This window comes from Rhodothermales bacterium (genome assembly GCA_040221055.1).
Taxonomy (GTDB): Bacteria; Bacteroidota; Rhodothermia; order Rhodothermales; family UBA10348; genus 1-14-0-65-60-17.
In genome coordinates, this window is record JAVJVN010000004.1 from 176938 (window position 1) to 203024 (window position 26087).

The window sequence follows — 26087 nt, forward strand, 5'->3', positions numbered from 1 at the left end:
CGCAGGCCGGGAACGGACAACACAACGCCGTGGAAATCGCGGCGCATCGGCCACCGGGGCGTGATTGAAGGACAGGCACGGATGTTGCTCGTGGCTCCATCATGCTGTATCACTACATCCAGACCGCCATCCGGTCCATCCGCCGGCATCCCGGCTACGCATTCATCAACATTGCAGGATTGTCGGTGGCCGTTTGTGTCGCCCTGCTCCTCTTGTTGTTCACCCGCACGGAGCTGTCCTACGACCGCTTCCATGACAACGCCGATCGCACGTATCGCGTGTCGGTCATGGAGGATTGGGGTCCCGACCAGCAGTTCTTCAATACGACCACCCCATTGCGTATTGGTCCGACCGTCCTGGAGCAGATTCCCGACGTGGAAGCCTGGGTCCGGTACGATCGCTGGCGGACCCGGGTCATAAGCGGCGACGACCTGTTCGACGAGTCGCTCTTCATGGTCGATCCCTCCTTCCACGACGTGTTCGATTTCGAGGTGCTCGAGGGGGATCCCGACACCATGTTCGACGAGCCCACCGCTGTGGTGTTGACCGAAACCGCGCGGGAACGGTGGCTGGGAACGGAAACCGCTCTCGGTGCCACGCTCCAGATGGACATCGGCGATGGCCTGCGGGAATTCACGGTTACGGGGGTCCTGGCGAACCCGCCCATAGAATCGAGCCTCCAGTTCACGGGTCTCCTGTCCTACCGGCTCGGGGAAATGATCCTTCCACCGGGCCGGCAGGATGCCTGGTTCAACGTGGGACCGGAGACGTATGCGGTCCTCGGTGAGGGAGTCACCGCCGAGCAGGTCGAGTCCGACATGGCGGCCATCATCACCCAGAACGGCGTGGGTGCCGAACAGGGCATCGAATACATACTCGGGCTGCAACCGATTACGGATATCCACCTGAATCCCGAGTACCCCGTCGGCCACGGCCGGGTATCGAACCCGGTCTATGTCCAGTTGATGGCGGCATTGGCCCTGTTGCTGCTGGTCGTGGCGTCCATCAACTTCGTCACCTTGTCCATCGGGCGATCCCTCGGGCGCGCCCGGGAGGTAGGCGTCCGCAAGGCCATCGGCGCGGGCCGGGGGCAACTCATGCGGCAATACTGGGGCGAGTCACTGGTCCATACCGGCCTGGCCCTGATCTTCGGCATTGGACTAGCTGAATTGATGTCCCCGGCGTTCGAAGCCCTGAGTGGCCAGCCCGTCCTGCTCAGGGCGGACCTGTCCACGGTGGCGCTCGCCCTGGGCGTCTACGCAGTCATCGGCCTGGCAGCCGGGCTCTATCCGGCCATCCTGCTTTCCGGCATGCAGCCGGTGCGTGCGTTGCGCGGGTCCGCCGGTTCGGTCGGGGCCACCGGACGGGTGCGAAAGACCCTCGTGGTCGCCCAATTCGCGTTCACCATCCTGTTGCTGGCCGGTACCAGCGTCGTGCAGCGCCAGTTGGACTTCATCCAGAAGGCCGACCTGGGCTATGAAGGCGATCAAGTCGTTTACGTATCGGTCGACTTGCCATCCGGAGAGACCTTCGAACTGGCCGAACGCATCCGCACGGCGGCGGCAAGTGACCCCGGAATCCAATCCGTTGCGTCATCCCTGATCACCTTCGGCGAGGCCGGATGGGGACGCGCCGGATACACCGCCACGGACGGATCGTACCGCCGTTTCTACGTGAACATCGTGGACCACGCCTTCGTCCCGACACTCGGTCTGCGCATGGCCGAGGGACGTAATTTCAGCCTCGATCAGCCCGCCGACTTCGCCACCGGACTCCTGGTCAACCAGGCGTTCGTGGATGCGTACGGCTGGGTCGAGCCGCTGCAGGCACAGTTGCCCGGCAACTGGCCGGAGCATCGTATTCTGGGCGTTGTGGAGGACTTCCACTATGCCAGCCTGCACAGCCGCATTGAGCCGGCCGTCATGGCCATGAGCTCAGACCTGCTGTTCGCCGGGATCGAGGATTTTGACTTCCCGGGCGCCATGCGGGGCAACATCGTGTTCCGATTGGACGGTGCAGACCGCCGGGAAGGCATGGCTCGCCTCGAGACCCTCTGGGCCAGAGCGGCACCCGACCTGCCGTTCAACTACCAGCACCTGGACGCCAACCTGGAGGCGCAGTATGAGCAGGAACAGCGCGTGGCCCGGATTACCGGCCTGGGCTCCCTGCTTGCCGTACTCATTGCCGGACTGGGTCTGTTGGGACTCGCGGCCCTCGCCGTGGCGCGCCGCACCAAGGAAATCGGCATCCGTCGGGTCCTGGGTGCAAGCGCCATGGGCATTGTGGGTCTCTTCACGGCCGAGTTCAGCCGACTCGTAACGGTAGCCTTCCTGGTTGCTGTGCCCGTAACCTGGTGGGCGACGGACCGGTGGCTGGAGACCTTCGCCTACCGGACGACGGTTGGGATCAGCCCCTTCCTGCTGGCGGGCGCCGTGGCATTCGGCATCATGCTGGCGGCCGTCGCCGCACGTACGGGCAAAGCGGCCATGGCGCCGCCGGTGACCTCACTCCGGAACGAATAATTTACCGGTCGCGCACGCATCGGAAGCCGATGGACGGCGAGCGGATGTCCTGCAGGGTGCCGGCCCGCCAGTAGATAGCCGTGACGGCGAGCTCCGACGAGAATCCGCCGCCCCGGACCAATCGCATGTCGAACGTCTCCAGGTCATGCCAGATGGGCTCCTGGCCCGGTGCCGGATATTTTTCGTAGTAGGCGCTTATCCACTCCGCTACGTTGCCGCCCATGTCGAAGAGCCCGAACCGGTTGGGTTCACGTGAGCCCACGACGAAGGCCTCCGCGAGCGCGTTCTCGCGGTAGCGCGCATAGTATTCCACTTCCTCCGCGCTGTCCGTACCCGGGAATTTCTGTTTTTCCGTACCCCCGGCTGCCAGGTATTCCCACTCCTGCTCGGTCGGCAGCCGGCCACCGATGTAGGCACAGAAATCCACGGCCTCCTGCCAGACCACCTCGCTGATGGCGCGCGCACCGCGGTTCGGATTGTCCGGTTGCCACATGGGGCGTCCGGTCCGTGACGTGAACCAGTCGTATTGGGCCACCGTCGTCTCGTAACGCGAGACGTCCAGATCGGGAACGGTTACCGGATGGGCCGGAACAGCGTCCGGGTTCGTCCCCTCCCAGGTATCGCCCATCATGTACGTGCCGCCCGGAATCGGGACCCATTCGTAGCCGAGGTCAGTCAGTTCCGCAGCCATCCGACTGCCGGTGCATCCGCTGGCCACCAGCAGGAGCAGGGTCGCGGCCATCGTCACGGCGGCGCCCGGAGAGTTCATTTCGCGCATCTGAAGAAATGGACGGGGGTGCAACAGGAGGCAGGGTGCCCACACGCCCCTGTAGACCCGCATCCCCGTCAAGAGTTGCCCCGGGACCTACGACCGCTGGATGGCCTTGACCGGATCCAGCAACGCCGCCTTCACCGACTGTCCGGCCACGGTCAGCCACGCAATCCCCAGGGCCATGAGCCCCGCCACTCCGAACAGCCACCACGGCATGGAGGTGGCATAGGCAAAACCGGAGAGCCAACGATCCATCATGAACCAGGAGATGGGGAACGATACGATGCACGCCACCAGCACCAATGCCGTGAACTGCCTGGACAGGAGGCGGACCACGGAGACCACCGATGCGCCGAGCACCTTGCGGATCCCGATTTCCTTGTAGCGCAACACGGTGACGTACGAGGCCAGGCCAAACAGGCCCAGACAGGCAATCACGACCGCCAGGATGCTGAAGGTGGTGTAGATGAATCCGAGGCGCTGCTCCTGTTCGTAGGCCGCCCGGAAGTCCTCGTCCACGAACCAGTACGCAAACGGATACTCGGATTCGAACGAAGCATAGCGCTCCTCCAGGGCCGCGAGCGTTTCGGACACCCGTTCGGAGTCGATCCGGATGGGCATGTAACGCGCGTATCCGGCGGTCCGGAAAACCGCCGGCATGATGGGTTTGTGCAGCGATTCCATGTGTACATCCCGCACGACACCAATGATTTCTCCGACGGCATCACCCCCGTCCGGACCCGCTCCCGGGCGATACAGCCGCTTGCCGATGGCATCTTCCGGTGTCCACCCCATGCGCCGGACGGCGGCTTCGTTGACGACCCACGCCGTCGCATCGGCCTCCCGACCTTCCTCGAACGACCGGCCGGCCACGATTTCCAGTCCCATGGTGGCGATATAGGAGTGTGAAACGCTTCCCGTCTGCGCCACGAAGAATTCGCCCTGCGGCATGTTCTCCGAGCGGAACACCGTCGTATTGTGGATGCGATCCTGCCCGGGCAGGATATCGGCCATGGCCGCGTTCCGGATGGCCGGGTTGGCCAGGAGGTCGCCCCGGAAGGCCTCGAATTGCTGTCGGGCCTGCTGTGAATGCACCGGGACCACCACGAGCTGCTCCGGATTGAAGCCCAGGTTCTGTTCGCTCATGAATGCCAGCTGACGGTAGACGACGAACGTGGAAACGAGCATGGTGATGGAGATGGCAAACTGGAACACCACCAAGCCGGACCGAAGCAGCGCTCCACGGCGTCCCCCGGTCACCATGCCCTTCAGGACGGCGGCCGGTTGGTAGGAGGACAACACGGCTGCCGGCCAGGCACCCGCCAGAAGCCCGGTAACGAGAACGGCGCCCAGCATGACCAGCCCGATCCAGGGCTCCAGCGCCAATTGGACGTCCGCCATGCGGTTGAAGGCGGGAATCAGCGCCACCACCAGTACGGAGGCCACCACCATGGCAAAAATCGAGGTCACCAGGGATTCTCCCAGGAACTGCCGGACCAGCTGTCCCCGCTCGGATCCCAATACCTTGCGCAAACCGACTTCCCGGGCACGACCAGCGGCCCGGGCCGTACCGAGATTGACGAAATTGATGCATGCAATGAGCAGGATGAACCCGGCGATGACGCCCAGAAGCCATACGTATCGGAGATCCCCGGCCCGCCCCATCTGGTCTTCGGCCTGACTCTGGAGATACAGTTCCGGCATGGACTGGAGGACCCAGTCATACTTGAATCCAGCCTCCCGTGCATCGTCCATGGTTACCCCCATCATGCGCTCCACATCCTGCCCGACAAATCGGTCCACGGACATGCGTACGGTTTCGCCGAATGCCACCGGGTCCACCCCGGGGCGCAACTTCAGATAGGTGTAGAAGGAGTTGTTCAGCCACTCGGGATCGTTGTGACGGGAGGAAGACAGGAACGATGCCACGAAATCCGGTCGCAGGTGGGCGTTGTGGCGTGGAACCCTGAAAACGCCGGTAATCTCATACGTGGCGTTGCCATCCACGGTGACCACCTTGCCGATCGGGTCCTCATTCCCGAAGTACGTGGCCGCCTTCGTTTCCGACAGGACGAGGGTATTCGGGCGGTTCAAGGCCGTCGCCGGGTCGCCTTTCACGAGGGGTAGCGCAAAGAAATCGAACAGCGTTGAATCGGCCAGGAAAAATCCCGACTCGTTGTATCGGTTGTCCCCGTACGTGACCAGGGTCGGACCCCAGTTGTCCAGCCGCACGGCCGACTCGAGTTCGGGAAACGCATCCAGGAAGGCACCGGCCATGACGGCCGGTGAGCTGGCCGTCAGCACCTTCTGTTCGCCGAGTTCCGCATCCAGTTGGACCTGGAAGATCCGGTCACCGTCCGGGTGGTGTGCATCGAACGCGAATTCGTTCACCACGAACAACGTGATCATGATGAACGCGGCCAGCCCGACGCCCAGACCGAAGACATTGATGAAGGTGTAGGCCTTCTGGCGGGCCATGGAGCGAAGCGTGACGGTCAGATAGTTCCGAAGCATGACAGTACGGTCGTGTGAATGAACACAACACGTGTGTACCTGCGCATTTGTTACGCTCGTCGGATGGCCAACCATAAGGCCAATGGGACTTCCGCAGCAACGGCAAAGACCATGACCGCACCCACCCACACGGCTTCGGCGGATGGATACAGGACCATTCCGAACGTTTCCATCAAGTAGGCGACGCCGGCCAGCCCTGTCAGAACGGCCAACAGCCGAGGGAAGAAGTGCATGCGTGCCATCAGGATTCCCGTCAGGATGAGGCTGACACCAAAGAAGGCACCGGCAATCAAGTACCCCATGCTGTGCAGGTCCATGAATTGCAGGGCCAGATCCGGAGCAGACCCCGGAACAAGTTCCGGATGTTGAAGCACCTCGAGTGCCATGTAGTGATTCAACAGATTGAGGCTGCCGATGGCCGGATGGGCAATCAACCGGAACGTCGCCGCAGCGGTCGCCAGCGTTCGACCCGCCGGACGCAGGACGTACCACAGCAGGACCGCGACCAAGGCATCGGCCATGAAGGCCAGCAGATCCGATGCCAAACCGAACTTGAACAGGAACGCATGTTCCAGGATGTTCGCCGCAGTTTCGGCGGCATTTCCATCCACGACAAGGCGTTCGCGGACACCGCCCTGTGCGAATCCGGCAGCGATGATGACGACGATATAGGCCAGGCCGGCCCAACGGGCGTGGTTTGATCGACCGGACGAAGCGGGCGCAAGGGACGGGGTCGGTTTCATTGGGCCTCCATGGTAATGATGACGTTTCCGGTTTTCCGGCCGGTGTCCACATGGGCATGCGCCTCGGCGATGGCCGACAGCGGCATGGTCCGGTCAATCACGGGCCGGAGGGCCCCGGCGGTCACAGCGTCCCGGACGAACATCAAATCGGTTCGACGGTCTTCACGGTCACGAAGTCCGGTGAAGGAGATCCGTGCGCGCCGACCCCTCGAGAATCGGGTGCGCAGCATGTCCAGGACAATCCGTCCGCCCAGGACCGTCGTCATGTACAGTCCGGTAGGCGCAAGCGATCCCACCGCCTCGCTGAACCGGCTTGCACCAACCGTGTCGAAAATGACATCCCACGTTTGACCTGATTGCGTCCAGTCGTCCTTCTTGTAGTCGATGACCGCATGGGCGCCGAGATCGCTGACCATATCCACGTTGCCGGTGCTGGTCACACCGGTCACATGCGCCCCGAGATGCCGAGCCAGTTGAACGGCTGCTGACCCGACGGCTCCCGAGGCCCCGATGATCAGGATCCGCTGACCGGCTTTCAAACCCGCCGTCTCCCGCAGGAAGGCGAGTGCGGTCAATTCGCCTCCGGTCAGGGCAGCACCCTCCTCGAAGGACAGGGACGGCGGCAGCAGCAGCACCGGTCCGGTCCAGGGTACGACCACATATTCGGCGTGAGCCCCGAAGACGGGTCCCGTTTCACCGAATACGGCGTCCCCGGGTTCGAATCCGACGACTTCGCTTCCGATGGCTGCCACCGTGCCAGCGAATTGCGTACCCAATACCGGTTTCCCGGGCCGGACGAATCCCGTGGCGGATCGGGCAATGAAGGGATCGCCCTTCCGGAATGTTGCGTCTTCCGACGCGAGCGCCGTGGCATGAACGCGGATGAGCAATTCACCCGGGCCAGGCTCCGGTGCAGGAATATCGGCTACCCGAACGACGTCGGGTCCGCCATACGTGGTGTAGACAGCAGCTTTCATGGGGGTGATGCGGTGTGGGTGTTCCTCTAATTCCAGAGAACTTACGGTGTAAGTCTTGAATGGTTGCACACTCGGACTTACGTTGTAAGTAACGTTTTCATCAACACCCCATGTACCCACCATCCGACGCCGGGCAGACACCCCTGACCCGGAAGATCATCATCCAGCACGCCGTCTCCCTGGCCGACGCGGAAGGACTGGACGCGCTTTCCATGCGCAAACTCGCCTCACGATGCGGCGTCGAGGCCATGTCCCTGTACAATCACGTGGACAACAAGGATGATGTCCTGAACGGGATGGTCGAGTCCATCATCCAGAAGGTCCACGTCCCCCGGGCCGACGCCGATTGGCGCCAGGAAATGCGCACACGGGCCCTGTCGGCGCATGCCCTTTTCCTGCAACACCCCTGGGCTTCCATGCTGATCGTATCCCGCGTCAACGCCGGTCCGAACATGTTCAAGTGGGTGGACGCCACCATCGGGTGCCTCCGAGCCGCCGGTTTCTCATGGGCCGCGGCCGATGCCGCGTGGAACGCCCTGGACAGCTTCATCCACGGATTCACACTACAGCGGCTGAACTTCCCGTTCAAGGAAGGAGAGTACGCACAGGCTGCGGCCGCGTGGCTGCCGTCCATCCCGCAGGACACCTTGCCCCATCTCCACGGAATGGCCCGGGAGGTGGCGGAAGAACGTCACAGCGGTATTCCGGACTTCACATTCGGGCTCGACATCCTGTTGGATGGCCTGGAGCGGGTGCTCATCGAAAACCAGGGCTTCCCTTTGACAGGACCTACTCCCTCGTGATGGCGGACACCGGATTGATGCGCGTGGCGCGCAGGGCGTGGACACCGACCGTCAACAGCGCAAATGTCAGCGCCACGATACCGGCCATCAGGATGGGCCACACAGTCAGGTCAATGCGATAAGCGAATCCGTTCAACCACCGCGCCAGCGCCAACCAGGCCACCGGCGCAGCCAGCGCGAAGGCCACGCCCAGCAGGACTACGAATTCGGCCGATACGAGGCGCACGATGTCTGCGAGCCCGGCACCCAGCACCTTACGGACGCCGATTTCGGGTGTCCGTCGATTCACCGCGTATGCCGACAGGCCGAACAGTCCCAGGCAAGCCACGAAAATCGCAAGGCCGGAGAACCAGGAAATGACGGCTCGCATGCGGGCCTCCTGACGGTACAGGGCGGCAACCCGATCGTCCAGGAATGTATAGTCGAACAGCTCGCCCGGAAGCAGTTGGTCAAACACGTCCCGGACTCCCTCCAGGGCCGTCCTTGCGTCGGACCCGGCAAACCGGACCAGCATCATGCCACCCCCGTCCGGCCGGAGCGGGATGACCAACGGCTCCACGGTCTGCCGGAACGATGAAATGTTGAAATCCCGAACGACACCCACGACCGGCCCCCGGTATTGATTGCCCCAGACCACCACGCTCCCCACGCGCTCCCCGGGTGCGAGCCCGAATTGTCGGGCGGCGGTCTCGTTGATGACCCACGCCATCGTATCGGTGGGCTGGGTGCGGGAAAATCCACGACCCTCCAACAATTCCAGGCCAAGCGCATCAACAATATCATGGTCGGCCGTCCAACTGACGCGCATGTATTGACCATCGTCCAGGTTCTGGCCTTCCAAGCGGAATTCCTCCATGCTGTACCGGGACCCCGGAGCATCCGATGTCTGCGATACGGCGCGCACGGCCGGTACGGCCAGAAGGGCATTCCTGAGGGCGTCGGGATTTTCGCTCACGAATGTTCGCCCTCCCTCCGTCAGGTCCACGAGCAGTGTGCCGTCCTGGTCGTAGCCGAGATCCGCGTTCAGGGCATAGGTGAGTTGGTGCCATACCACGATGGCGCCCGCCATCAGGAATACGGAGGCCGCAAACTGGAAAACGACGAGGCCCTTCCGGATGAACATGGCCCGGCGGCGTGGGCCACTCCGTCCCCGCAAGCCGTCAATGGGCGTGAATGACGATATCAGCATGGCCGGCCACCACCCGGCGACCAGGCCCACGCCCACCGCGGAAGCAAGCAGAAGGGTCAAGATGGACGGGTCCAGCACCAGTCGCCACGACACATTCATGCCCGTGAGTTCCGTGAACAGGGGAAGCGCCAGCAGGATGACGATCACAGCAACGCCTGCGCCAATCAGACTCTGGATGAGGGCCTCGGCCAGCAGCTGCCACACCACCTGCAGGCGCCGCGCCCCGAACGTTTTCCGGATGGCCGTGTCACGAACGCGCGATGTGGCCCGTGCGACCGACAGATTCACGAAATTGACGGCAGCGATGAGCAGGATGAACAGGGCAACAATCGAAAAGGTGTACACCACCGCCACCGATCCATTCGCCCGGTACTCCTTCTCCAGGTCGGAGTGCAAGTGGATGGACGCCACGGGTTGCAGGTGCATGCGTGCCATTTCGTGCGGGACGCCCGATACGATCCCGTCGAAGAAGGCGTCCAGGAATTCCGGGAAACGTTTCGTGACGGAACCGGCGGACGTGCGCTCTCCCAATCTGACATAGGTCAACATGCCGGCCCATGTGCGGCTCTGCGCCCGCGGGGAGTCCGGTCCGAACCGACTCACGAACGGGTACAGGAAGTCCACGTCCAGATGGGTCGGCACATCCTGGTCCGCAAAAACGCCCACTACCGGAGAATTCCCTTCGCCCACGATCTCGATCGATTCCCCGACCACGTTGGTCCGACCGAAATATTTCATGGCCATCGACTCGCTGATGACCAGCGTCCAGGGCTCCCGGAGCACCGTCGCGGGATCTCCGTGCAGCAGGCGGTAGCCGAAAACATTGAAAAACGTGGAATCGGCCAATCCTCCGTTCACTTCGCTGAATTGCCGATCCCCCACGCGGAACACGGAAGCGCCCGTCAATGCGTAGAAACGGACCATCTGCTCTACTTCCGGAATCGTTGCCATGAGCTCCGGTCCAACGGCGGGACCGATGGATGCCCAGTGGGTATCGTCTTCCATGAATTCGAGCGTCACGCGATAGAGTCGGTCGAATGCTGGATGACCGGTATCGTAGGAGCGCTCGTGGCGCACGAAGACGAATATCAGGATGACACAGGCCAGGCCAACACCCAGACCCAGCGCATTCAACCCGGAAAACACAGGTTCACGGCGAACACGACGGGCCGCCAGGCGGAAGTGGTTGGAGATCATGGGAAATGCGGGATTGAATGAATGCCCCTTCCAGAGGCGGGGTCGGATGACGATGCTGGCCACGTCCAGCCAGAATCGGAGGGCGGAAGTCGCGGGAGATGCGAGGCGGGAGCGATGCTCGTACAGATCGAACAGGTCCCAGGCCGTATCGCGGCCACGCTCCTCGCCCATCAGGCGACAAAGGATGCGCGCTGCCAGCGCGGGGGGTTCCTGCCAGCTCATGGCTGCAAGCCTCCCTTGACATAGGCCAGAAGGGACATGCGCGTGGATTGGACCGCCGAGAGGGCGGCCATTCCGGAGCCCGTCACTTCGTAGAACCGCTTCCGCCGGCCGCCCTTTGCGGGCGTTACGCTCCCGAGATGCGACCTCAGATACCCTTTCTGCTCCAGCCGGTCGAGCGCCGTATAGACCGCACCCATGGACGCGTCACGCCCGCCCTCCCCTTCTATCCGCTGTTGGATGGTAACCGCGTAGGCTTCGCTGCCGAGCCCGCAGGCCGCCAACAGGACAAGTTCTTCCAGGGCACCGAGATTGGGATTCATGCGCAGACCGAGCGGGATTCAGAGGTTGTTCAAAGGGAAGCATTTTGATGAGCCAGAATCATTTCTTCGTAAAAGCAGGGATCAAGTTTCATCTCCGGGCAAAATGTACCCAGCGCGTGCCACAGCCCGATTTCCGGAAAATGAAACTTGTGATGAAGGCGCCGTATACCGTGTTTCATTTTTTGAAACTCGAATGAGGGACGCCCATTCCCAAGCCGATATGAAACTCCTGACCCGAAGTGAAGAATTCGTCCTCTTGTCCGTCTGGCGACTCCAGGACGAAGCGTACAGCCTTCAAATCCGCGAGCAGATTTCCGAGATCACTGGACATGAATGGTCCCTCGGATCCATATACACCCCCCTGGAGCGACTTGCCCGCAGGCGATTGCTTACTTCACGGCTGAGCAGGGAAACCCCGGAACGGGGTGGACGAAAGAAACGGATCTACGAACTTACCCCCCTCGGAAAGCGGGCGCTTGTGGACATGCAGACCGTGGGCGCCGCCATGTGGGACGGTGTCCTGTCCTTCATACCCGAATGGAGGAACGCATGAACCCGAACCGATCACAGGATCCTTCATCCGTCCGTCCCCCTCGCGTGTCGGCCCGCATCCTTGCGTGGTTGCTCGATGACGACTGGGATACCCCGGCGGGTGACTTCGAGGAATATTTCCACCAACAGGCATCCAGCAAGGGACAACATTGGGCCCGTTGGTGGTACCGCCGGCAGGTCTGGGCCCTTCTCCCGGGCCGATTGGTGCACAAGGCGGGATGGAGCATGTTCATGTTGTGGAACAGCCTGAAGGTGGCCATCCGTGCCATGCGTCGTCAGCCGGTCATGTCAGCCGTGAATGTAGGCGGGCTCGCGACGGGCATCGCGGCAGCGGTACTGCTGACCCTGTTCGTGGTGGATGAGTTCACCTTCGACAACATGCATGCCAAGGAGCACCGGACGGCCCGGGTCGTGGACGTCCAGACCACCGACTCCGGCGAACAACAACACCTCGTCCATACCATGAATCCCCTGGGACCGGCACTGGTCCGGGACGTGCCGGGTGTGGAGACCGTAGTTCGGATGTTGTCAAGCAGTACCCTGGGTCGCCAGACGGTAACGCAGGGGGACCGGACCTATTACGAGGGCCGCTACCTGACCGTGGATTCCACGTTCTTCGATGTCTTCGACTACCCGTTCCTGGCCGGAGACCCGGAAACCGCGCTGAATGGGCCCGGCCAGGTTGTCCTGACGGAATCGGCGGCACGACAGTATTTCGGCGACGCCGATCCCATGGGTGGCACCCTCGAACTCCAGTGGCAGGGGGCGTTCACGGTCACGGGGGTCGTCAAGGACCCACCCCCGGATACCCATCTGGACTTCTCCATGCTGTGCACCCTGTCGACCATGCACGCCTTCCCGGATTGGACTCCTTTCCTGGAGCGATGGGAAACCAGCAACAGCATAACGTACGTCCTCCTCGAAGAGGGCACGGACATCGCCGCGGTCCAGGAAGGACTTGAACGCCTGGTCAGGGACCGCGTGGAGGACCGTCGGGTGTACTTGCAGCCCATGGAAGACATCCACTTCGGATCGGCACACATCGTATTCGACCGTAACGCCAATCCCTCTTCGCGGACCACCGTCCTCATGTTGCTGCTGGTGGGATTATTCATTGCCGTCATTGCCGGAATCAACTATACCAACATCACCACGGCTGCGGCGCTGGGGCGTGTCCGGGAGGTCGGACTTCGGCTGACGTCGGGTGCGTGGCGCAGCCAATTGGTCCGCCAGTTCCTCGCGGAGTCCTTGGCCACTACCTTCGTGGCGACCCTTATCGCCGGGTTGCTGGTGTGGGCTACCCTTGGACCATTCAACAGCCTGGTCGGCAAGAACCTCGAATTCAACGCGCTGGTCCCGGGCTTGCTGGCAGGAATCCTGCTGGTCACCGGTCTCCTGGCCGGGGCATGGCCGGCATGGGTGCTGTCCCGGGTCCGGCCCGCCGACGCTCTGAAGGGTGGATCCCGACTTGTCGGCGGCGGAAACCGGGGCAGGCAATGGCTTGTCGTCACCCAGTACGCGCTGTCCATCGGCATGATCGCGGCCAGCCTGATCGTGCATGCCCAGTTGCGCCTCATCCAGACAGCCAACCTGGGCTTCGATCAGGAGCAGTTGGTTGTCATCGATATCAATTCCGGTCAAGCCCGGTCCAGTTTCGCGTCAATCAAGGCCGACATGTCGGCCGTGCCGTCCGTGCGTGCCGTGTCCGTGTCGTCCAATGTACCCGGAGACTGGAAGAGCATCCGTCAGATGGATGCAGGTCGCACAGCCGACGAGCTGGTTCCATCCGCCTTCCTGGGTGTCGATTCGGCATTCCTGGAGACCTTCGGGATGACCCTGCTCCAAGGACGCAACCTGGACGACCGGAGCGGGGCCGACTCGATGTCGGTGCTGCTGACCGAATCCACGGCATCGCGCCTGGGCGTCTCTGTGGGCGATCGCATCCACATCCCCGGCAGTTCCCTGGCCCGATCGTTCCAGGACAGCACTTTCGAGCCCGAAGTCGTGGGCATCGTGAAGGACTTCCATTTCAGGTCCCTGCATGAACCCATCGGAGCCATGGTCATCGGCTTCCATCGCAATCCGCTGACGGCCATCGACTATTTCACGGTCCGCGTGGATGCCCAGAACCTGGAGGAGACGATGGCGGAACTGCGAACCATCGGGGAGCAGTACGATCCCGTCACGCCATTCGAATACAATTTCCTGGACGATCGCATACAGGATTTTTACGTGCGGGAGGCCCGGTTGGGACGCCTCATGGGTATTGCGACCGGTCTGGCCATCCTGTTGGCCTGCCTGGGCCTTTTCGCCCTCTCTGCCTACATGACCGTGAGACGCACGAAGGAGATCGGTGTCCGGAAAGTGTTGGGCGCATCGGTCGGCCGGATCACCGTGCTTTTGTCCTCGGAGTTCCTGAAACCGGTACTGACCGCCTTTCTTCTGTGCATCCCGGCGACCTGGTTCATCATGGAACGCTGGCTGGAGTCGTTTGCCTACCGCACGGAACCCGGTGCGGGCATCTTCCTGCTGGCTGGCGCGCTCGCCCTGGTATTTGCGCTGACCACCGTCTCATGGCACACCATCCGGGCCGCAAACCGAAATCCGGTCGATAGCCTGAAGCACGAGTAGGGCTCTGGCGTAGCGTCAACAGGCCCTGGTCCGGTCACGACAACACGCGCCGGACGGCGTCCGACAGTTCGCCGAGTGTGAACGGCTTCTGCAACAGCTGTACATCCTCCCTAAGGATGCCTTTGTGCGCCAATATGTTCTCCGTGTAGCCGGACATGTAGAGACACAACAGGCCCGCGTGGTCCGCGGTCAATTTGTCGGCAAGTTCGCGACCGTTCATGTCCGGCATGACCACGTCCGTGATGAGCAGGTCGATGGAGCGCCCCCGGGCCAACTGCACGGCTTCTTCCGCAGTCGATGCGCTCAATACCGTGTATCCCAGCGATTCCAGGGCCATCCGGGTCATGTCCACGATCGAGGCTTCATCGTCCACGATCAGGACCGTCTCCTTTCCACGGCTGGCAGACGGGGCCAATTCCCGGACCGGTTCCGAAGCGTGTTGCCCGTCATGTCGCGGTAAATACACGCGGAAGGTGGTCCCGAGGCCCGGTTCGCTGTACACGTTGATGAAGCCGTCGTTCTGACGGACAATGCCGTACACGGTGGCCAGACCCAGGCCCGTGCCGTGACCGACGGCCTTCGTGGTAAAGAAGGGTTCGAAGATGTTCGCAAGCGTCTCCTTGTCCATTCCGCACCCGTCATCGCTCACCGTCAGACGCACATACGCGCCCGGCAGATAGCCCGGATTGGACGCACACCAGGCTTCCTCGAATTCCACGTTGGACGTTTCCAGGACAATGTGTCCGTTTCCGGCAATGGCGTCGCGGGCATTCACGCAGAGGTTGGCCAGGATCTGGTCCACCTGGGACGGGTCGGTGAAGATGGGCCATACGCCTTCACCGGGTTGCCACTCCAGCGCGATATCCTCTCCCACCAGGCTGGACAACATGGTCATCATCTTCGGAACGTGTCGGTTCAGGTCCAGCGGGACCGGCCGCATGATGTCGCGTCGGGCAAACGCCATGAGTTGCTGCGTAACGGCCTTGGACCGGTTCGCCGCGTCGAGGATTTCCTGCAGGTGATTTCGGATCGGCGCGGACGGATCCGGCCGGAGCAACGCCAATTCCGCGTGTCCGATGATCACGCTCAGGAAATTGTTGAAATCGTGGGCGACGCCCCCAGCCAGGCGACCGATCGATTCCATCTTCTGCATCTGATGCATCTGGGTTTCCAGTGCCCGATGCGCAGATATGTCATGCACGATCATGTGCAGCAGAACGGTGTCATTGAATCGGAGATGCGCCGTGAACACGTCAGCCACGGCGGCGGTCCCGTCGTGGCGCATCATCCGGACTTCGAACCGGCCTCGGACGCCTCCCTCCAGGGCCGTGCGGTACCAGGGTTCTTCCCCCAGCGGCGCCTCCGTGAGGGCATCGAGGTCCATGCGCATGAGCGTATCCCGGTCCCAGCCGAACCATTCCACGGCGGCCTGATTGACTTCCACCACGGAGTTGTCCGCCGGGTCCACAATCAGCTTCACCGCCGCGTTGTTCTCAAATATGGCCCTGAATTTCTCCTCGCTTCGACTCAGCGCCCGGTTGGCTTCGGCCAGGTGACGGGTCCGTGCCCGGACGCGATACTGGAGCAGCCGGATGAACGACACGGCCACGACCAGGACGGTCAGGCCGATAACCAGCGCCCAGAACACGAACCGGGGCAGGACCGGTGTTGGTGGCCGCTCCATCCAGCGCGAAACGGCCGCATAATACGCGGATTCCGGCTCGGTCTTCAACGCAGCCAGGTGCGTATCGATGGTCGCCAACAGGTCTGCATTGTACCCGCGCCGAGTCGCAAAATACAGGGCGTGCGCGTCGAACACGATCGGCGTCCGGGCAAGGCCGTATTCCCGGTAGTGATAGTTGCCGAAGAAATGATTCGGTATAGCGGCATCCGCCTGACCGTCGCGAACCATTGCAAACGCCTCGGTCCACGATTCCGACTCCAGGATGTCCACGTCGTACCCAAACCCGTCAAAACGGTGTTGCAGATTGTCTCCCTGGATGGAGCCCCGCAGGACGACCACCCGCTTGCCGTTCAGATCGGACCACATGTCAATTCCCGATCCCGGCGCCACGAATACCTGGGTCCAGCTCTCCATCACTTCCTCGTTGTGGAAGTCCAGGTATTCCCGACGCTCCTGCGAGTACGCTACATCCGGCATGAGATCGATCTGCCCTGCCTCCAGCAGGTCGAGGCACTCCGACCACTGGCATGGCACCCACGTCAACGTCCACCCCGCCCGTTCCGCAATGGCGTCAAGCACGCCGACGAACACACCATCCGGGCGACCTTCCTCGTTCAGGAAAATCTTGGGCTTGTTTCCGTAGATCCCCACGCGAACGTCGCGCACGTCCTGGGCCCCGACCGGCACGACCGCCCATGAAAGGACCATCGTGACCAGCAGCATGGCCCCGCAGGACCGCCGCCACCCGTTCCGTACGTTGATCAACGCCATTCCGTGGTTCGATTTGGTGCCTTGGAAAGTATACCACATGGTATACTGTGTCACATACCCACACGCGGGCCTGGATTATCTTGCCCATTCCGACAACCTCCCATCCCCATGAAGACCCTCAGCACGCAACTTTCCTGGTTCCTCCATGACGTGGAGATGAAACAGAACCTGCGCCTGTTGTCAAAATACGTGCTGCTCCTCCTTGTCGTCATTGCCGTTTTCTCGGTGATTTTCCACTACATCATGGTCAATGTGGAAGGGCAGCAGCACTCCTGGATGACCGGGGTCTACTGGACCCTCACGGTCATGAGTACGCTCGGATTCGGGGACATCACGTTCCAATCCGACATCGGACGCCTGTTCAGCGTGATCGTACTCGTTACCGGCATCGTGATGCTGCTGATCGTGCTTCCGTTTGCCTTCATCCGGTTTTTTTACGCGCCATGGCTCGAGGCCCAGATCCACAACCGGGCACCCCGCGAACTGCCTCCATCCACGACCGGGCACGTCATCCTTACGGCGCGCGACGCCATTACCCCGGGCCTGATTGCCCGGCTTGAGCGGGACGCCATTCCGTACGTGGTCATTGAGCCCGACACCGTAACGGCTTCGAACTGGGTGGGGGAAGGTCTTCGGACGGCGGTCGGAGAGGTGGACAGCAAGGAGACCTACGACAAACTCCGGGCCGGCCAGGCCAGGCTGGTATTGGCCAACCGGAGCGACATGGTCAATACCAATATCGCGCTCACGGTCCGGGACATAGCACCGGACGTGCCGATTGCCGCTATTTCGAGCGCCGAGGATGCCATCGATGTACTGGAACTGAGTGGGGTCACCCACGTGCTGCCGCTGAAACGTTGGCTCGGCGAACAACTCTCCAACCGGATCAATGCCCAATCGGCAGGCCTCTATCCCATCGGCGAGTTCGAGGATCTCCGGTTCGCCGAACTGCCGGCCCACAATACGCCCCTCTCCGGCAAAACACCGCGCGAAACCCGGCTCCGGGAGAAGACCGGCGTCGGCATTGTCGGCGTGTGGGATCACGGTCGTCTCCGCCCGGCTGCCCCGGACATGACCATTGGCAACAACGATGTGCTGGTCGTCATGGGAACGCCCGCCCAACTCGAAGTGCTGGACGACATCCTGGCCATCTACGACGTCAATCCCAATCCCGTCCTGCTTATTGGAGGTGGAACAGTCGGCCAGGCCGCTGCGCGCGCCCTGGCTGCGAAAGGCGTCCCGGTCCACCTGGTGGAGAAAGACGGCCGCCGCTGCAACCAACTCAAAGGTGTTTGCTCGAACGTCTTCCAGGGGGATGCATCGGATTACGACCTGTTGCAGGAAGCCGGCATTGCGTCGGCCCCGTCCGTGCTCCTGACCACGAATGACGACGCCATCAACGTGTACCTCACGTCGTATTGCCGCCGGCTGAACCCCGAACTCCGGATTGTCAGCCGGATTACCCACGAACGGAACCTGGATGCCATTTACCGGGCCGGTGCCGATTTCGTGCTCAGCTACGCCACACTCGGCATTGACGTCATCATGTCCATCCTGAAGAACAAGGACCTGATCGTGCTCGGAGAGGGGGTCGACCTGTTCACCCGCCCGGTACCGGCGGCCCTGGCCGGCAAGCGTCTGGCAGAGAGCGGCATCCGGCAAAAAACCGGACTGAACGTCGTCGCCCTGCGCTCCGGGTCGGAAACCATTACCCGATTGTTGCCGGATCTCGTTCTCGAGCCCGCTGCCGAACTCGTCATGATCGGCTCGGACGAGCAAGTCCAGGCCTTCCGGGAGGTGTACGGATGACCGCCTGGCGCCGCCTGCTGAACGACCTGGAGTTCCGGCACAACCTGAGGATGCTGGCAGGCTTCCTGGCTGTGATGACCCTTATCGTCGGCGTCTTCGCCGTCGGTTTCCATGTCATCATGTTCGTGGCGGAAGGCCAATCCACCCATTGGTTTTCCGGGATCTACTGGACCTTCACGACCATGACGACCCTTGGCCTGGGGGACATTGCCTTCGCGTCGGGAATCGGCCGGATCTACACCGTGGTCGTCTTGATGACCGGCATCATCATGGTCTTCGTGGTCCTGCCGTTTGCCGTCATCCGCTATTTCTATACGCCGCTCAAGGATGCCATGGCGCACGAACAGCGGCAGTATCAACTCCCACGCCAGGTCCACGGCCATGTCATCGTCACGTCGAACGATGCCATCCGACCCGTGCTCCTGTCCCGGTTGCGACGGGAAGGAATTCCGCACGCCTCCATCCAGGACGGGTTGGCCGACGCGGCAGAAACCTACTGGAACCTCCGCGTCGACCACGCGCGATTGGTGGTTGCCAACAATACGGACGTGGAAAACAACGCCACCATCCACCTGGTCCGGCACGTATCGCCGGACGTGCCCATTGCCGCCACGTGCGGCCGGGACGACACGGCGGACCTGCTGGAGCGGAGTGGCGCCACACACGTGCTGCCCCTCAAACGGTGGCTGGGCGAACAACTGGCCAACCGGATCCATTCCGCTTCGGCAGGGCTGTGCCCCATCGGGACATTCGAGGACCTGAAACTGGCCGAATTTCCCGTCCATAACACGCCGTTGTCGGGCAAGACCATCCGGGAAACCGGCCTGCGTGACAAGACCGGCATCAGTATTGTCGGGGTCCGGGATCACGGAAAGATGGAGGCTCCCCGACCGGATCGTCTGCTGACGCCGTCCTGTGTGTTGCTCATCCTCGGAAGCCCCGGGCAACTGGAGTCCCTGGACAGCCTGCTCCTGATCTATGACATCAACCCGAATCCCGTCATCGTGATCGGAGCGGGCGTGGTTGGACGCGCGGCGGCCCGGACCCTGCAGGGCAAAGGACTCCGCGTCCATCTGGTGGATCGCGATGCGGAAATGGAAGGGCCGGCTGCGGACGTGTGCACGGCGTTTTTCACCGGCGATGCCACACATCCTGACGTACTGCTCCGAGCAGGCATCAAGGATGCACCCGCCATCCTCATAAGCACCAATGACGACCCGACGAACATCTACATGACCGGTCGGGCGCGGCAGATGAACAAGGACCTGCGGATTGTCAGCAGGATCACCCACGAGCGAAACGTGGAGATCATTTCCAGGGCGGGTGCCGATTTCATGCTCAGTTATGCCACGCTTGGCCTGGACGTCATCATGTCCATCCTCCAAGGCCGAAGCCTCATCGTGCTCGGCGAAGGGATCGACCTGATTACCCGGGCCGTACCGCCCACCCTTCACGGCAAAACATTGGGAGAGAGCGGGATAGGAGCAAAAACCGGGCTCAGTGCCGTCGCATTGCGCACCCCGTCCGGAGTCGTGACCCACATGAAACGGGACCTCGTACTGGAACGGGGTCCCGAACTCGTCATGCTCGGCTCCGACGAGCAAGCCGCCGCCTTCCGGGACGCGTTCGGGTGATCCCCGTCACGGTCGAACGCCGCGCACGGTTATACTCCAGATGGGAGTGGGCTCGCCCTTCGGGAGCAGGCTCTCCGGCAGTCCGATAGGCTTCTCTTTCACGATTTCGATGCGCTCAAACCCCGCAGCCTCGAGCAGACCCACATAGGCCTCCTGGTCCATGGCTCCGGACACGCACCCGGCGTACAGCTCGGCCGATGCGCGGATATCATCCGGCAGGTCCCCACGGGTAACCACGTCCGATACGCAGAAATGTCCCCCCGGCCGCAATACGCGGGCCATACTGGCGAAAGCCCGCTCTTTTTCAGGCACGAGGTTCAGGACGCAGTTCGAGATGATGACGTCGACAGAGGCGGGAGCGTACGGCAAGTCCTCGATGTCACCCTCCTGGAATTCAACATTCGTGTAGCCCAGCTTGCCGGCGTTCAAGCGGGCTTTTTCCACCATTTCGGGCGTAAAATCAACGCCCAGCACACGGCCGGTGTCACCCACGATCTGCCGGGCAACGAAGGCATCGAGCCCGGCCCCGGAACCCAGGTCCAACACGGTTTGCCCGGGTGCGAGCCCGGCATACTCCACCGGAAGTCCGCACCCCAGGCTCAGATCGGCGTCGGCGACATAGCCTTCCACGCCATCATATTCATCCCCGATCATGTTCAGGTCCCCGTCGACGCAACAGGACGTCTCGCCGCGGGCCACGGAGGCATATTTTTCGCGCACGGTGGTGCGCAGGAATTCAGGCGTCAGCGCGGTTTGGGGAGCGGTCAGGGAGTCGGACGTGTTCATGACGTTCAGCAGCAGGTAGTAGAGGTGTTCAGGGAGTCCAGGAATGCCGGGATCTGCTCCGAAAAGCGATCGAGTGCTTCGCGGTCCAGGCAGTAACAGACCCGCGGCCCATCGATTTCCCCGTCAATCAGACCGGCCTCCTTCAGCACCTTCAGGTGCTGGGACACGGTGGCCTGCGCGAGGGGAAGCTCTTCCACGATCTCGCCACAAACACAGGACGTACGTGCCGCGAGGACGCGAAGGATTTCGAGACGGGCCGGGTGGCCGAGCGCCTTCATCAGGCCAGCCAGATGGACCGTTTCCGGACGGTACGGGTCGGTTTTTGTTTTCATGATCGTAATACTACGATATACGATCAGAAAGTTTCACCCTGCCCCGGTTTCTTTTTCCAGCGCCGCTACGATGCCCGGAATAGCGCTTGCCCGGGCGTGGATGTCGATGACACCGGTTTCGTCGATGAGCGATTGCACATGGTCGGCCCTGATTCCTCCGCCTGCCATGATGGTCAACCGGCCTTCAGCGGCCGCCACGAGGTCCTTCAGCGTGGCGCGGTTTTCCCAGGCGGTCCCTGTCCCCCCGGCCGTCAGGATCCGATCGATGCCCGCATCGAACAGCACATCCAGGGCCTGGAGTGGATTGGCGCACTGGTCGAAGGCCCGATGGAAGACGAGCGGCACCGGATGCGCCGCATCCACCAACTCCGCGATAGCCCCGGCATCCGGCTCACCCTTGGCGTCCAGGACACCGACCACCAGCCCGTCCACGCCCGCATCGGCAAAGCGCTCCACGTCGCGGATCATGCGCGAGATTTCATCAGGCGTCATGTGGAAGGACCCGGAACGCGGCCGGATCATCACACAAATCGGCAATTCGACCACGTCCAGGACGTCGTTGAACAATTCCAGATAGGGTGTCACGCCTCCTTCGTCCAGTTTGGCACACAATTCGAGTCGGTGGGCCCCGGCCTTGGAAGCCGCAACGGCTTCCTCCAGGGTCGTGACACAGGCTTCAACCAGGATGACGGATTCGGGAGACATGATGGGATTGGATGGCTGGACTGGCGGGAATCTACGGATGAATATCCTATATCCGCGCCTTCGGCAGCCCAACCCCGTGGAACATGGCGTAGAAACGGAGGCCGGAGGTCACCAGCACGGCCGTCCAGATCTGGATGGCGGTCCCGAACCCGAGCGCCTCGACGCCGAGCAGGGCGGCGGCGCCGATGAGCGCGGCGGTCGCGTAGAAATCGTGCTTCACGACGGCCGGAATTTCGCGTACCAGCACGTCGCGAACGGCGCCGCCGCCCGTAGCCGTAAGCGCTGCAATGATCATGACGCCGATGGGGCCGAGTCCGAACGCAAGCGCCTTCAACGCGCCGATGGCAGCAAACACGCCCAGCCCGATGGCGTCGGCAAACATCACGCGGTTCCACTGGGTTGCCACACGGGACGAGGCCACGAACGCGACCGCGCCGCCCAGCAGGCACACGCCCAGGTACAGTTCACTCTCCAGCGCGGCAACGGGAGTCGCCCCCAGCAGCATGTCACGGATCATGCCGCCGCCCACGCCGGTGGCCACGGCCAGCACCATAACGCCGAGCAGGTCCAGATCGTGCCGCGTGGCCCGGAATCCACCGGCCACCGCGAAAACAAACGTTCCAACGATATCCAGGACGTCGAGCGTGGTCACTTCAGGATATCCCGGATGATTTTCAGATGATGGCGGTTGTGCACGCCCATGAACCAGAGCGCCCGGTTGCGCTGGAACGAACCGAAAACGTGATGGTCGTACCATGCTTCCTCGGGCAGCGCTACGGCTGCCTCTACGCATGCCTCCGCCACGTCGAGCGCGTTCAGGATGCGCTCCCTCGGAGGTGACGGTTCCGGAACGACGCCAGTGGGGGCCTTCCCTTTGCCACGGGGAATGGTCCCGGTCACGGAGACAAACACGCGCGGGACGGACCATTTCACGGGTGGAGCCGGCAAAACGGACGGCTCCCGATCCGGGTCCACAGAGTCGGCCAGCTTCGTCGCCATGCCGGCCATGGCGAGTGCGCAGTGCTCCACATGCATGCCGACGGACCACGCCGAAACGTCGGCATTCAGCGCCTCCGCATCGCCAACGTGGTGCCTGAGTGTGTTCAGCGTGGTCTCCAGAAGGGTGTGCATGGGTTTACCGGATGATGAAACCGTCCCGGAGCGGATCGTCCGGGTCCAGCAGGAACGTGGACCGACCGGTGATGAAGGCCCGCCCGCTGACTTCCGGCACAACCGCATCGTGCGGACCCACACGCGTGGTCGCCACCACCTGCACCGTGAACGTCGTCCCCAGGATGCTCTCGATGACAATCGGCGTACCCGGCATGAGTTCACCCCGCGCCGACAGCAGGGCTGCCCTCCCGCTCACGCCGGTGCCGGTGGGACTCCGGTCCACCTCGCCGTCGGCAAAAATGCACACGTTCCGGGAATGATGCGTCGCCTGCTCCGCCGGTCCAGTGAAAATCGTGCCATAGAAGAAGGCCAGGTCCTCGGCTTCCGGATGCGTCAGCGGATGCGCCTCCATGACTGCCTTTTTTATGCGGGTGCCCGCATCGATCAGGCTCCGGGCATGCCGCGTGTTGAGCGTGAGGCCGAGCGAGGGCGCATCCACATAGGCATAGAACGCCCCGCCGAATCCAACGTCGTACCGGACCCGGCCAAGCACCGGTACATCCACCTCTGCATCCAGGGCGTGGGCCCAGGACGGCACGTTCTGGAAGCGGACCTCGGTCACGCGACCGTCCTCGTGGCGCGCATGGGCCGTCACGAGCCCGGCCGGTGTATCTATCCGGACGATTTCTTCGCCTGAACCCTTGCCCGACCGTCCCGCAGAACCTGAACCGTCACCGGTGAAGGGGATTATCCCCTCCTCCAGCACGACCCTCGTGACGCCCAGGATGCCGTGTCCGCACATGGTCGAGTACCCCTCGTTGTGCATGAACAGCACGGCGAAGTCGGCCGACGGCGTCACCGGAGGCATGATCAGACAGCCGTACATGTCGGCGTGGCCGCGCGGCTCGAACATGAGCGCCGTCCGGTACCGGTCCAGGTGCTCGCGTGCATACCGGCGCCGCTCCAGCACGGTGGCCCCCTCCGGCTGCGGAAATCCGCCCGTAATCACCCGGAGCGGCTCCCCCTCCGTGTGCGCATCCACAACCGTAATCTGTTCGATCATGGCGGAATGTACCCAATTTCCGGATTGTTCGTACGTTCCATCGGCATCGGCGTCCCCCGCCACCAAGAAGGCTGTTGAAGAAGTAGAGGACCCCTCGTTCGGAGCGCCATGACATCAGATTCCAGGCGTTCCGACGTTTGCGTAGCCGTAGCTACTCATAGGAGGAACAACACAGAAGATGATGTCATGCCGCCCGAACCCTATGGGAGCGAGGGGGTTACGGGCGGATACTTTGTCATGGCTCCTCCGCGATACTATGGCATCGCGTCGTCGCCCTTCCTCGTCTGCGCCTCGTAAGACCCTCGCTCGAGGGGCCCTCTACTTCTTCAGCAGCCTTCTAAACCACCACTGCCATGTTGTTATACCTGCTGGCCGCACTGACGGCCCTGACTGCGTTCGTCAATGTAAATGTCCTGCCCATGGACAGCGAACGCGTCCTCATGAACCATACCGTCCTCGTGGACGGCGACCGGATAGTCCGGGTCGGACCCGCCGCCGACGTTGAGGTCCCCGACGACGCCCATGTCATTGATGCCACAGGATTGTGGCTCATGCCGGGGCTGGCCGAAATGCATGGGCACATTCCACCCCCGTCCCAGCCCCGGGAAGAACTCGAGTCCGTGATGTACCTGTACCTGGCCGGCGGCATCACAACGGTTCGCGGCATGCTCGGCTGGCCCGGCCAACTGGAGCTCCGGGACGCCGCCAACAGCGGCCAACTCCTGTCGCCCACGCTGTATCTGGCGGGGCCCAGTTTCAATGGCCAGACGGTCACCTCTGTCGAAGCCGCACGGGAGCGGGTGCGTACGCAGGTCGCCGAGGGGTGGGATCTGCTCAAGGTGCATCCCGGCATGTCCCGTGAGGTGTACGATGCGATGGCCGAGGAGGCCAACCGCCTCGGCATCCGGTTCGGCGGACACGTCCCCCAGGCCGTGGGCCTGGAGCATGCCATCGACATGGGGCAGGAAACGTTCGATCATATTGACGGATACGTCGAGCTCCTGGGAACGATGGTCCCGCCCGACGCCGCAGCCCTGGCCCGCATCGTGGAGAAGAGCCGCGATGCCGGTGTCTGGGTGGTCCCGACCAGTGTCCTGTGGGAGACGCTGCTCGGCGTGAACTCCCTGGAATTCCTGACGTCGTTCCCCGAACTGAAATACGTGAGCGCACAGACCCGGGCCTCCTGGGAGAACATCCACCGGAACCGGCTGGCATCGGCCATGCCCGAAGGACCCGCCATCGCGGAGAACCGGAAGATCATCCTGAAGGCCCTGTCCGACGGCGGTGTGGGTATCCTGATGGGTACCGATGCGCCCCAGCAATTCAGTGTGCCCGGGTTCTCGCTCCACAGGGAGCTGGAGTACATGGTGAATGCAGGCATGTCGCCGTACGAGGTTCTCGCGAGCGGCACGCGCAACGTAGGTCGCTACTTTGAGAACGAGGATGTATTCGGGCAGGTGGCCGAAGGGCACCGGGCCGACCTGGTGCTTCTGGCGGCCAATCCGCTGGACGACATCTCGGCGGTCGCGACCCAGCAGGGCGTGATGATCCGTGGCCGCTGGCTGCCGCAGGCCGACATCCAGGCGCGACTGGCCGAAATCGAGGCCTACTACGCCGGGCAGTAGCGGGGAGGGGTTGGACGAGAAGGGCGGGCGCGGATAAGAAGAGAGAGCGTAGGACCGACGGGGGTTGGAAATGCTCGGGGCCTGTAATATATTAGTTGTATACAGCTAATATATTACAGGCGT

At 62.5% G+C, this 26087-nt stretch carries 20 protein-coding genes; 7 read left to right on the top strand and 13 right to left on the bottom strand.

Translation table 11 applies throughout. The annotated features are described in order from the left end of the window. The first annotated feature begins 101 nt into the window (after positions 1-101). On the top strand, positions 102-2522 hold the full coding sequence (locus tag RIE53_01370) for an FtsX-like permease family protein (GenBank protein ID MEQ9103325.1): 2421 nt from the start codon (positions 102-104) through the stop codon (positions 2520-2522). A gap of 1 nt (position 2523) precedes the next feature. On the opposite strand, the gene RIE53_01375 is transcribed toward RIE53_01370, so the two are convergent. The 4 genes from RIE53_01375 to RIE53_01390 form a co-directional block, all read right to left on the bottom strand. Beyond that, positions 2524-3300: a formylglycine-generating enzyme family protein gene (locus tag RIE53_01375; protein MEQ9103326.1), complete on the bottom strand. Its 777-nt coding sequence runs from the start codon at positions 3298-3300 to the stop codon at positions 2524-2526. Positions 3301-3387: 87 nt separating this feature from the next. Continuing rightward, a complete protein-coding gene (locus RIE53_01380) occupies positions 3388-5808 on the bottom strand; it encodes an FtsX-like permease family protein (protein MEQ9103327.1) in 2421 nt (806 codons plus the stop codon). 50 nt (positions 5809-5858) lie between these two features. Then, on the bottom strand, positions 5859-6551 hold the full coding sequence (locus RIE53_01385; protein ID MEQ9103328.1) for a DUF4386 domain-containing protein: 693 nt from the start codon (positions 6549-6551) through the stop codon (positions 5859-5861). Beyond that, positions 6548-7528, bottom strand: coding sequence for an NAD(P)-dependent alcohol dehydrogenase (locus tag RIE53_01390; protein ID MEQ9103329.1), 981 nt, complete (start codon positions 7526-7528; stop codon positions 6548-6550). The genes RIE53_01385 and RIE53_01390 overlap by 4 nt, the downstream gene beginning before the upstream one ends. A 110-nt stretch (positions 7529-7638) precedes the next feature. Between RIE53_01390 and RIE53_01395 the strand changes: the two genes are divergently transcribed. After that, a complete protein-coding gene (locus RIE53_01395) occupies positions 7639-8331 on the top strand; it encodes a TetR/AcrR family transcriptional regulator C-terminal domain-containing protein (GenBank protein MEQ9103330.1) in 693 nt (230 codons plus the stop codon). On the opposite strand, the gene RIE53_01400 is transcribed toward RIE53_01395, so the two are convergent. Next, positions 8318-10939, bottom strand: a complete 2622-nt coding sequence (locus RIE53_01400; protein MEQ9103331.1) for an ABC transporter permease — start codon at positions 10937-10939, stop codon at positions 8318-8320. The two genes, RIE53_01395 and RIE53_01400, sit on opposite strands and share 14 nt — an antisense overlap. After that, positions 10936-11259, bottom strand: coding sequence for a PadR family transcriptional regulator (locus tag RIE53_01405; protein ID MEQ9103332.1), 324 nt, complete (start codon positions 11257-11259; stop codon positions 10936-10938). Before RIE53_01405 ends, RIE53_01400 begins: the two co-directional genes overlap by 4 nt. Positions 11260-11479: 220 nt before the next feature. On the opposite strand from RIE53_01405, the gene RIE53_01410 reads away from it, so the two are divergent. Together RIE53_01410 and RIE53_01415 are read left to right on the top strand one after the other, a co-directional pair. Next, positions 11480-11812, top strand: a complete 333-nt coding sequence (locus RIE53_01410) for a helix-turn-helix transcriptional regulator (protein MEQ9103333.1) — start codon at positions 11480-11482, stop codon at positions 11810-11812. After that, positions 11809-14442 (top strand): ABC transporter permease, encoded by a 2634-nt coding sequence (locus RIE53_01415; protein MEQ9103334.1) that lies wholly within the window; start codon positions 11809-11811, stop codon positions 14440-14442. Before RIE53_01410 ends, RIE53_01415 begins: the two co-directional genes overlap by 4 nt. A gap of 34 nt (positions 14443-14476) precedes the next feature. On the opposite strand, the gene RIE53_01420 is transcribed toward RIE53_01415, so the two are convergent. Continuing rightward, entirely contained in the window at positions 14477-16936 is a 2460-nt protein-coding gene (locus RIE53_01420; GenBank protein MEQ9103335.1) for a transporter substrate-binding domain-containing protein, read from the bottom strand. Between the two features lie 69 nt (positions 16937-17005). Here RIE53_01420 and RIE53_01425 point away from each other — a divergent pair, with 69 nt between their 5' ends. Both RIE53_01425 and RIE53_01430 read left to right on the top strand, forming a co-directional pair. Beyond that, the gene (locus RIE53_01425; GenBank protein ID MEQ9103336.1) at positions 17006-18706 is read left to right on the top strand and encodes an NAD-binding protein; all 1701 of its coding nucleotides are present in this window, start codon (positions 17006-17008) and stop codon (positions 18704-18706) included. Continuing rightward, on the top strand, positions 18703-20340 hold the full coding sequence (locus RIE53_01430; protein ID MEQ9103337.1) for an NAD-binding protein: 1638 nt from the start codon (positions 18703-18705) through the stop codon (positions 20338-20340). Before RIE53_01425 ends, RIE53_01430 begins: the two co-directional genes overlap by 4 nt. Positions 20341-20346: 6 nt before the next feature. On the opposite strand, the gene arsM is transcribed toward RIE53_01430, so the two are convergent. From arsM to RIE53_01460, 6 genes are read right to left on the bottom strand one after another with little or no spacing between them, the layout of a single operon-like run. Beyond that, positions 20347-21126 carry an arsenite methyltransferase gene (arsM, locus tag RIE53_01435; GenBank protein MEQ9103338.1) on the bottom strand — a complete coding sequence of 260 codons (780 nt, stop codon included), beginning with the start codon at positions 21124-21126 and terminating at the stop codon, positions 20347-20349. 5 nt (positions 21127-21131) lie between these two features. Then, the gene (locus tag RIE53_01440) at positions 21132-21458 is read right to left on the bottom strand and encodes a metalloregulator ArsR/SmtB family transcription factor (protein ID MEQ9103339.1); all 327 of its coding nucleotides are present in this window, start codon (positions 21456-21458) and stop codon (positions 21132-21134) included. Between the two features lie 33 nt (positions 21459-21491). Continuing rightward, positions 21492-22163 carry a copper homeostasis protein CutC gene (locus RIE53_01445; protein ID MEQ9103340.1) on the bottom strand — a complete coding sequence of 224 codons (672 nt, stop codon included), beginning with the start codon at positions 22161-22163 and terminating at the stop codon, positions 21492-21494. 46 nt (positions 22164-22209) lie between these two features. Further along, positions 22210-22815: a trimeric intracellular cation channel family protein gene (locus RIE53_01450; protein MEQ9103341.1), complete on the bottom strand. Its 606-nt coding sequence runs from the start codon at positions 22813-22815 to the stop codon at positions 22210-22212. Beyond that, positions 22812-23294 (bottom strand): hypothetical protein, encoded by a 483-nt coding sequence (locus tag RIE53_01455; protein MEQ9103342.1) that lies wholly within the window; start codon positions 23292-23294, stop codon positions 22812-22814. Before RIE53_01455 ends, RIE53_01450 begins: the two co-directional genes overlap by 4 nt. A 4-nt stretch (positions 23295-23298) precedes the next feature. Beyond that, the gene (locus RIE53_01460; protein MEQ9103343.1) at positions 23299-24339 is read right to left on the bottom strand and encodes a proline racemase family protein; all 1041 of its coding nucleotides are present in this window, start codon (positions 24337-24339) and stop codon (positions 23299-23301) included. A 353-nt stretch (positions 24340-24692) separates the two neighbouring features. Between RIE53_01460 and RIE53_01465 the strand changes: the two genes are divergently transcribed. Further along, positions 24693-25964: an amidohydrolase family protein gene (locus RIE53_01465; protein ID MEQ9103344.1), complete on the top strand. Its 1272-nt coding sequence runs from the start codon at positions 24693-24695 to the stop codon at positions 25962-25964. Positions 25965-26087: the final 123 nt, after the last annotated feature.

What these genes read in the sequence shown, in the direction of transcription:
- RIE53_01370 (MEQ9103325.1), top strand. Translation starts at nt 102, where the DNA reads ATGCTGTATCACTACATCCAGACCGCCATCCGGTCCATCCGCCGGCAT.
- RIE53_01375 (MEQ9103326.1), bottom strand. Translation starts at nt 3,300, where the DNA reads ATGCGCGAAATGAACTCTCCGGGCGCCGCCGTGACGATGGCCGCGACC.
- RIE53_01380 (MEQ9103327.1), bottom strand. Translation starts at nt 5,808, where the DNA reads ATGCTTCGGAACTATCTGACCGTCACGCTTCGCTCCATGGCCCGCCAG.
- RIE53_01385 (MEQ9103328.1), bottom strand. Translation starts at nt 6,551, where the DNA reads ATGAAACCGACCCCGTCCCTTGCGCCCGCTTCGTCCGGTCGATCAAAC.
- RIE53_01390 (MEQ9103329.1), bottom strand. Translation starts at nt 7,528, where the DNA reads ATGAAAGCTGCTGTCTACACCACGTATGGCGGACCCGACGTCGTTCGG.
- RIE53_01395 (MEQ9103330.1), top strand. Translation starts at nt 7,639, where the DNA reads ATGTACCCACCATCCGACGCCGGGCAGACACCCCTGACCCGGAAGATC.
- RIE53_01400 (MEQ9103331.1), bottom strand. Translation starts at nt 10,939, where the DNA reads ATGAGCTGGCAGGAACCCCCCGCGCTGGCAGCGCGCATCCTTTGTCGC.
- RIE53_01405 (MEQ9103332.1), bottom strand. Translation starts at nt 11,259, where the DNA reads ATGAATCCCAATCTCGGTGCCCTGGAAGAACTTGTCCTGTTGGCGGCC.
- RIE53_01410 (MEQ9103333.1), top strand. Translation starts at nt 11,480, where the DNA reads ATGAAACTCCTGACCCGAAGTGAAGAATTCGTCCTCTTGTCCGTCTGG.
- RIE53_01415 (MEQ9103334.1), top strand. Translation starts at nt 11,809, where the DNA reads ATGAACCCGAACCGATCACAGGATCCTTCATCCGTCCGTCCCCCTCGC.
- RIE53_01420 (MEQ9103335.1), bottom strand. Translation starts at nt 16,936, where the DNA reads ATGTGGTATACTTTCCAAGGCACCAAATCGAACCACGGAATGGCGTTG.
- RIE53_01425 (MEQ9103336.1), top strand. Translation starts at nt 17,006, where the DNA reads ATGAAGACCCTCAGCACGCAACTTTCCTGGTTCCTCCATGACGTGGAG.
- RIE53_01430 (MEQ9103337.1), top strand. Translation starts at nt 18,703, where the DNA reads ATGACCGCCTGGCGCCGCCTGCTGAACGACCTGGAGTTCCGGCACAAC.
- arsM (MEQ9103338.1), bottom strand. Translation starts at nt 21,126, where the DNA reads ATGAACACGTCCGACTCCCTGACCGCTCCCCAAACCGCGCTGACGCCT.
- RIE53_01440 (MEQ9103339.1), bottom strand. Translation starts at nt 21,458, where the DNA reads ATGAAAACAAAAACCGACCCGTACCGTCCGGAAACGGTCCATCTGGCT.
- RIE53_01445 (MEQ9103340.1), bottom strand. Translation starts at nt 22,163, where the DNA reads ATGTCTCCCGAATCCGTCATCCTGGTTGAAGCCTGTGTCACGACCCTG.
- RIE53_01455 (MEQ9103342.1), bottom strand. Translation starts at nt 23,294, where the DNA reads ATGCACACCCTTCTGGAGACCACGCTGAACACACTCAGGCACCACGTT.
- RIE53_01460 (MEQ9103343.1), bottom strand. Translation starts at nt 24,339, where the DNA reads ATGATCGAACAGATTACGGTTGTGGATGCGCACACGGAGGGGGAGCCG.
- RIE53_01465 (MEQ9103344.1), top strand. Translation starts at nt 24,693, where the DNA reads ATGTTGTTATACCTGCTGGCCGCACTGACGGCCCTGACTGCGTTCGTC.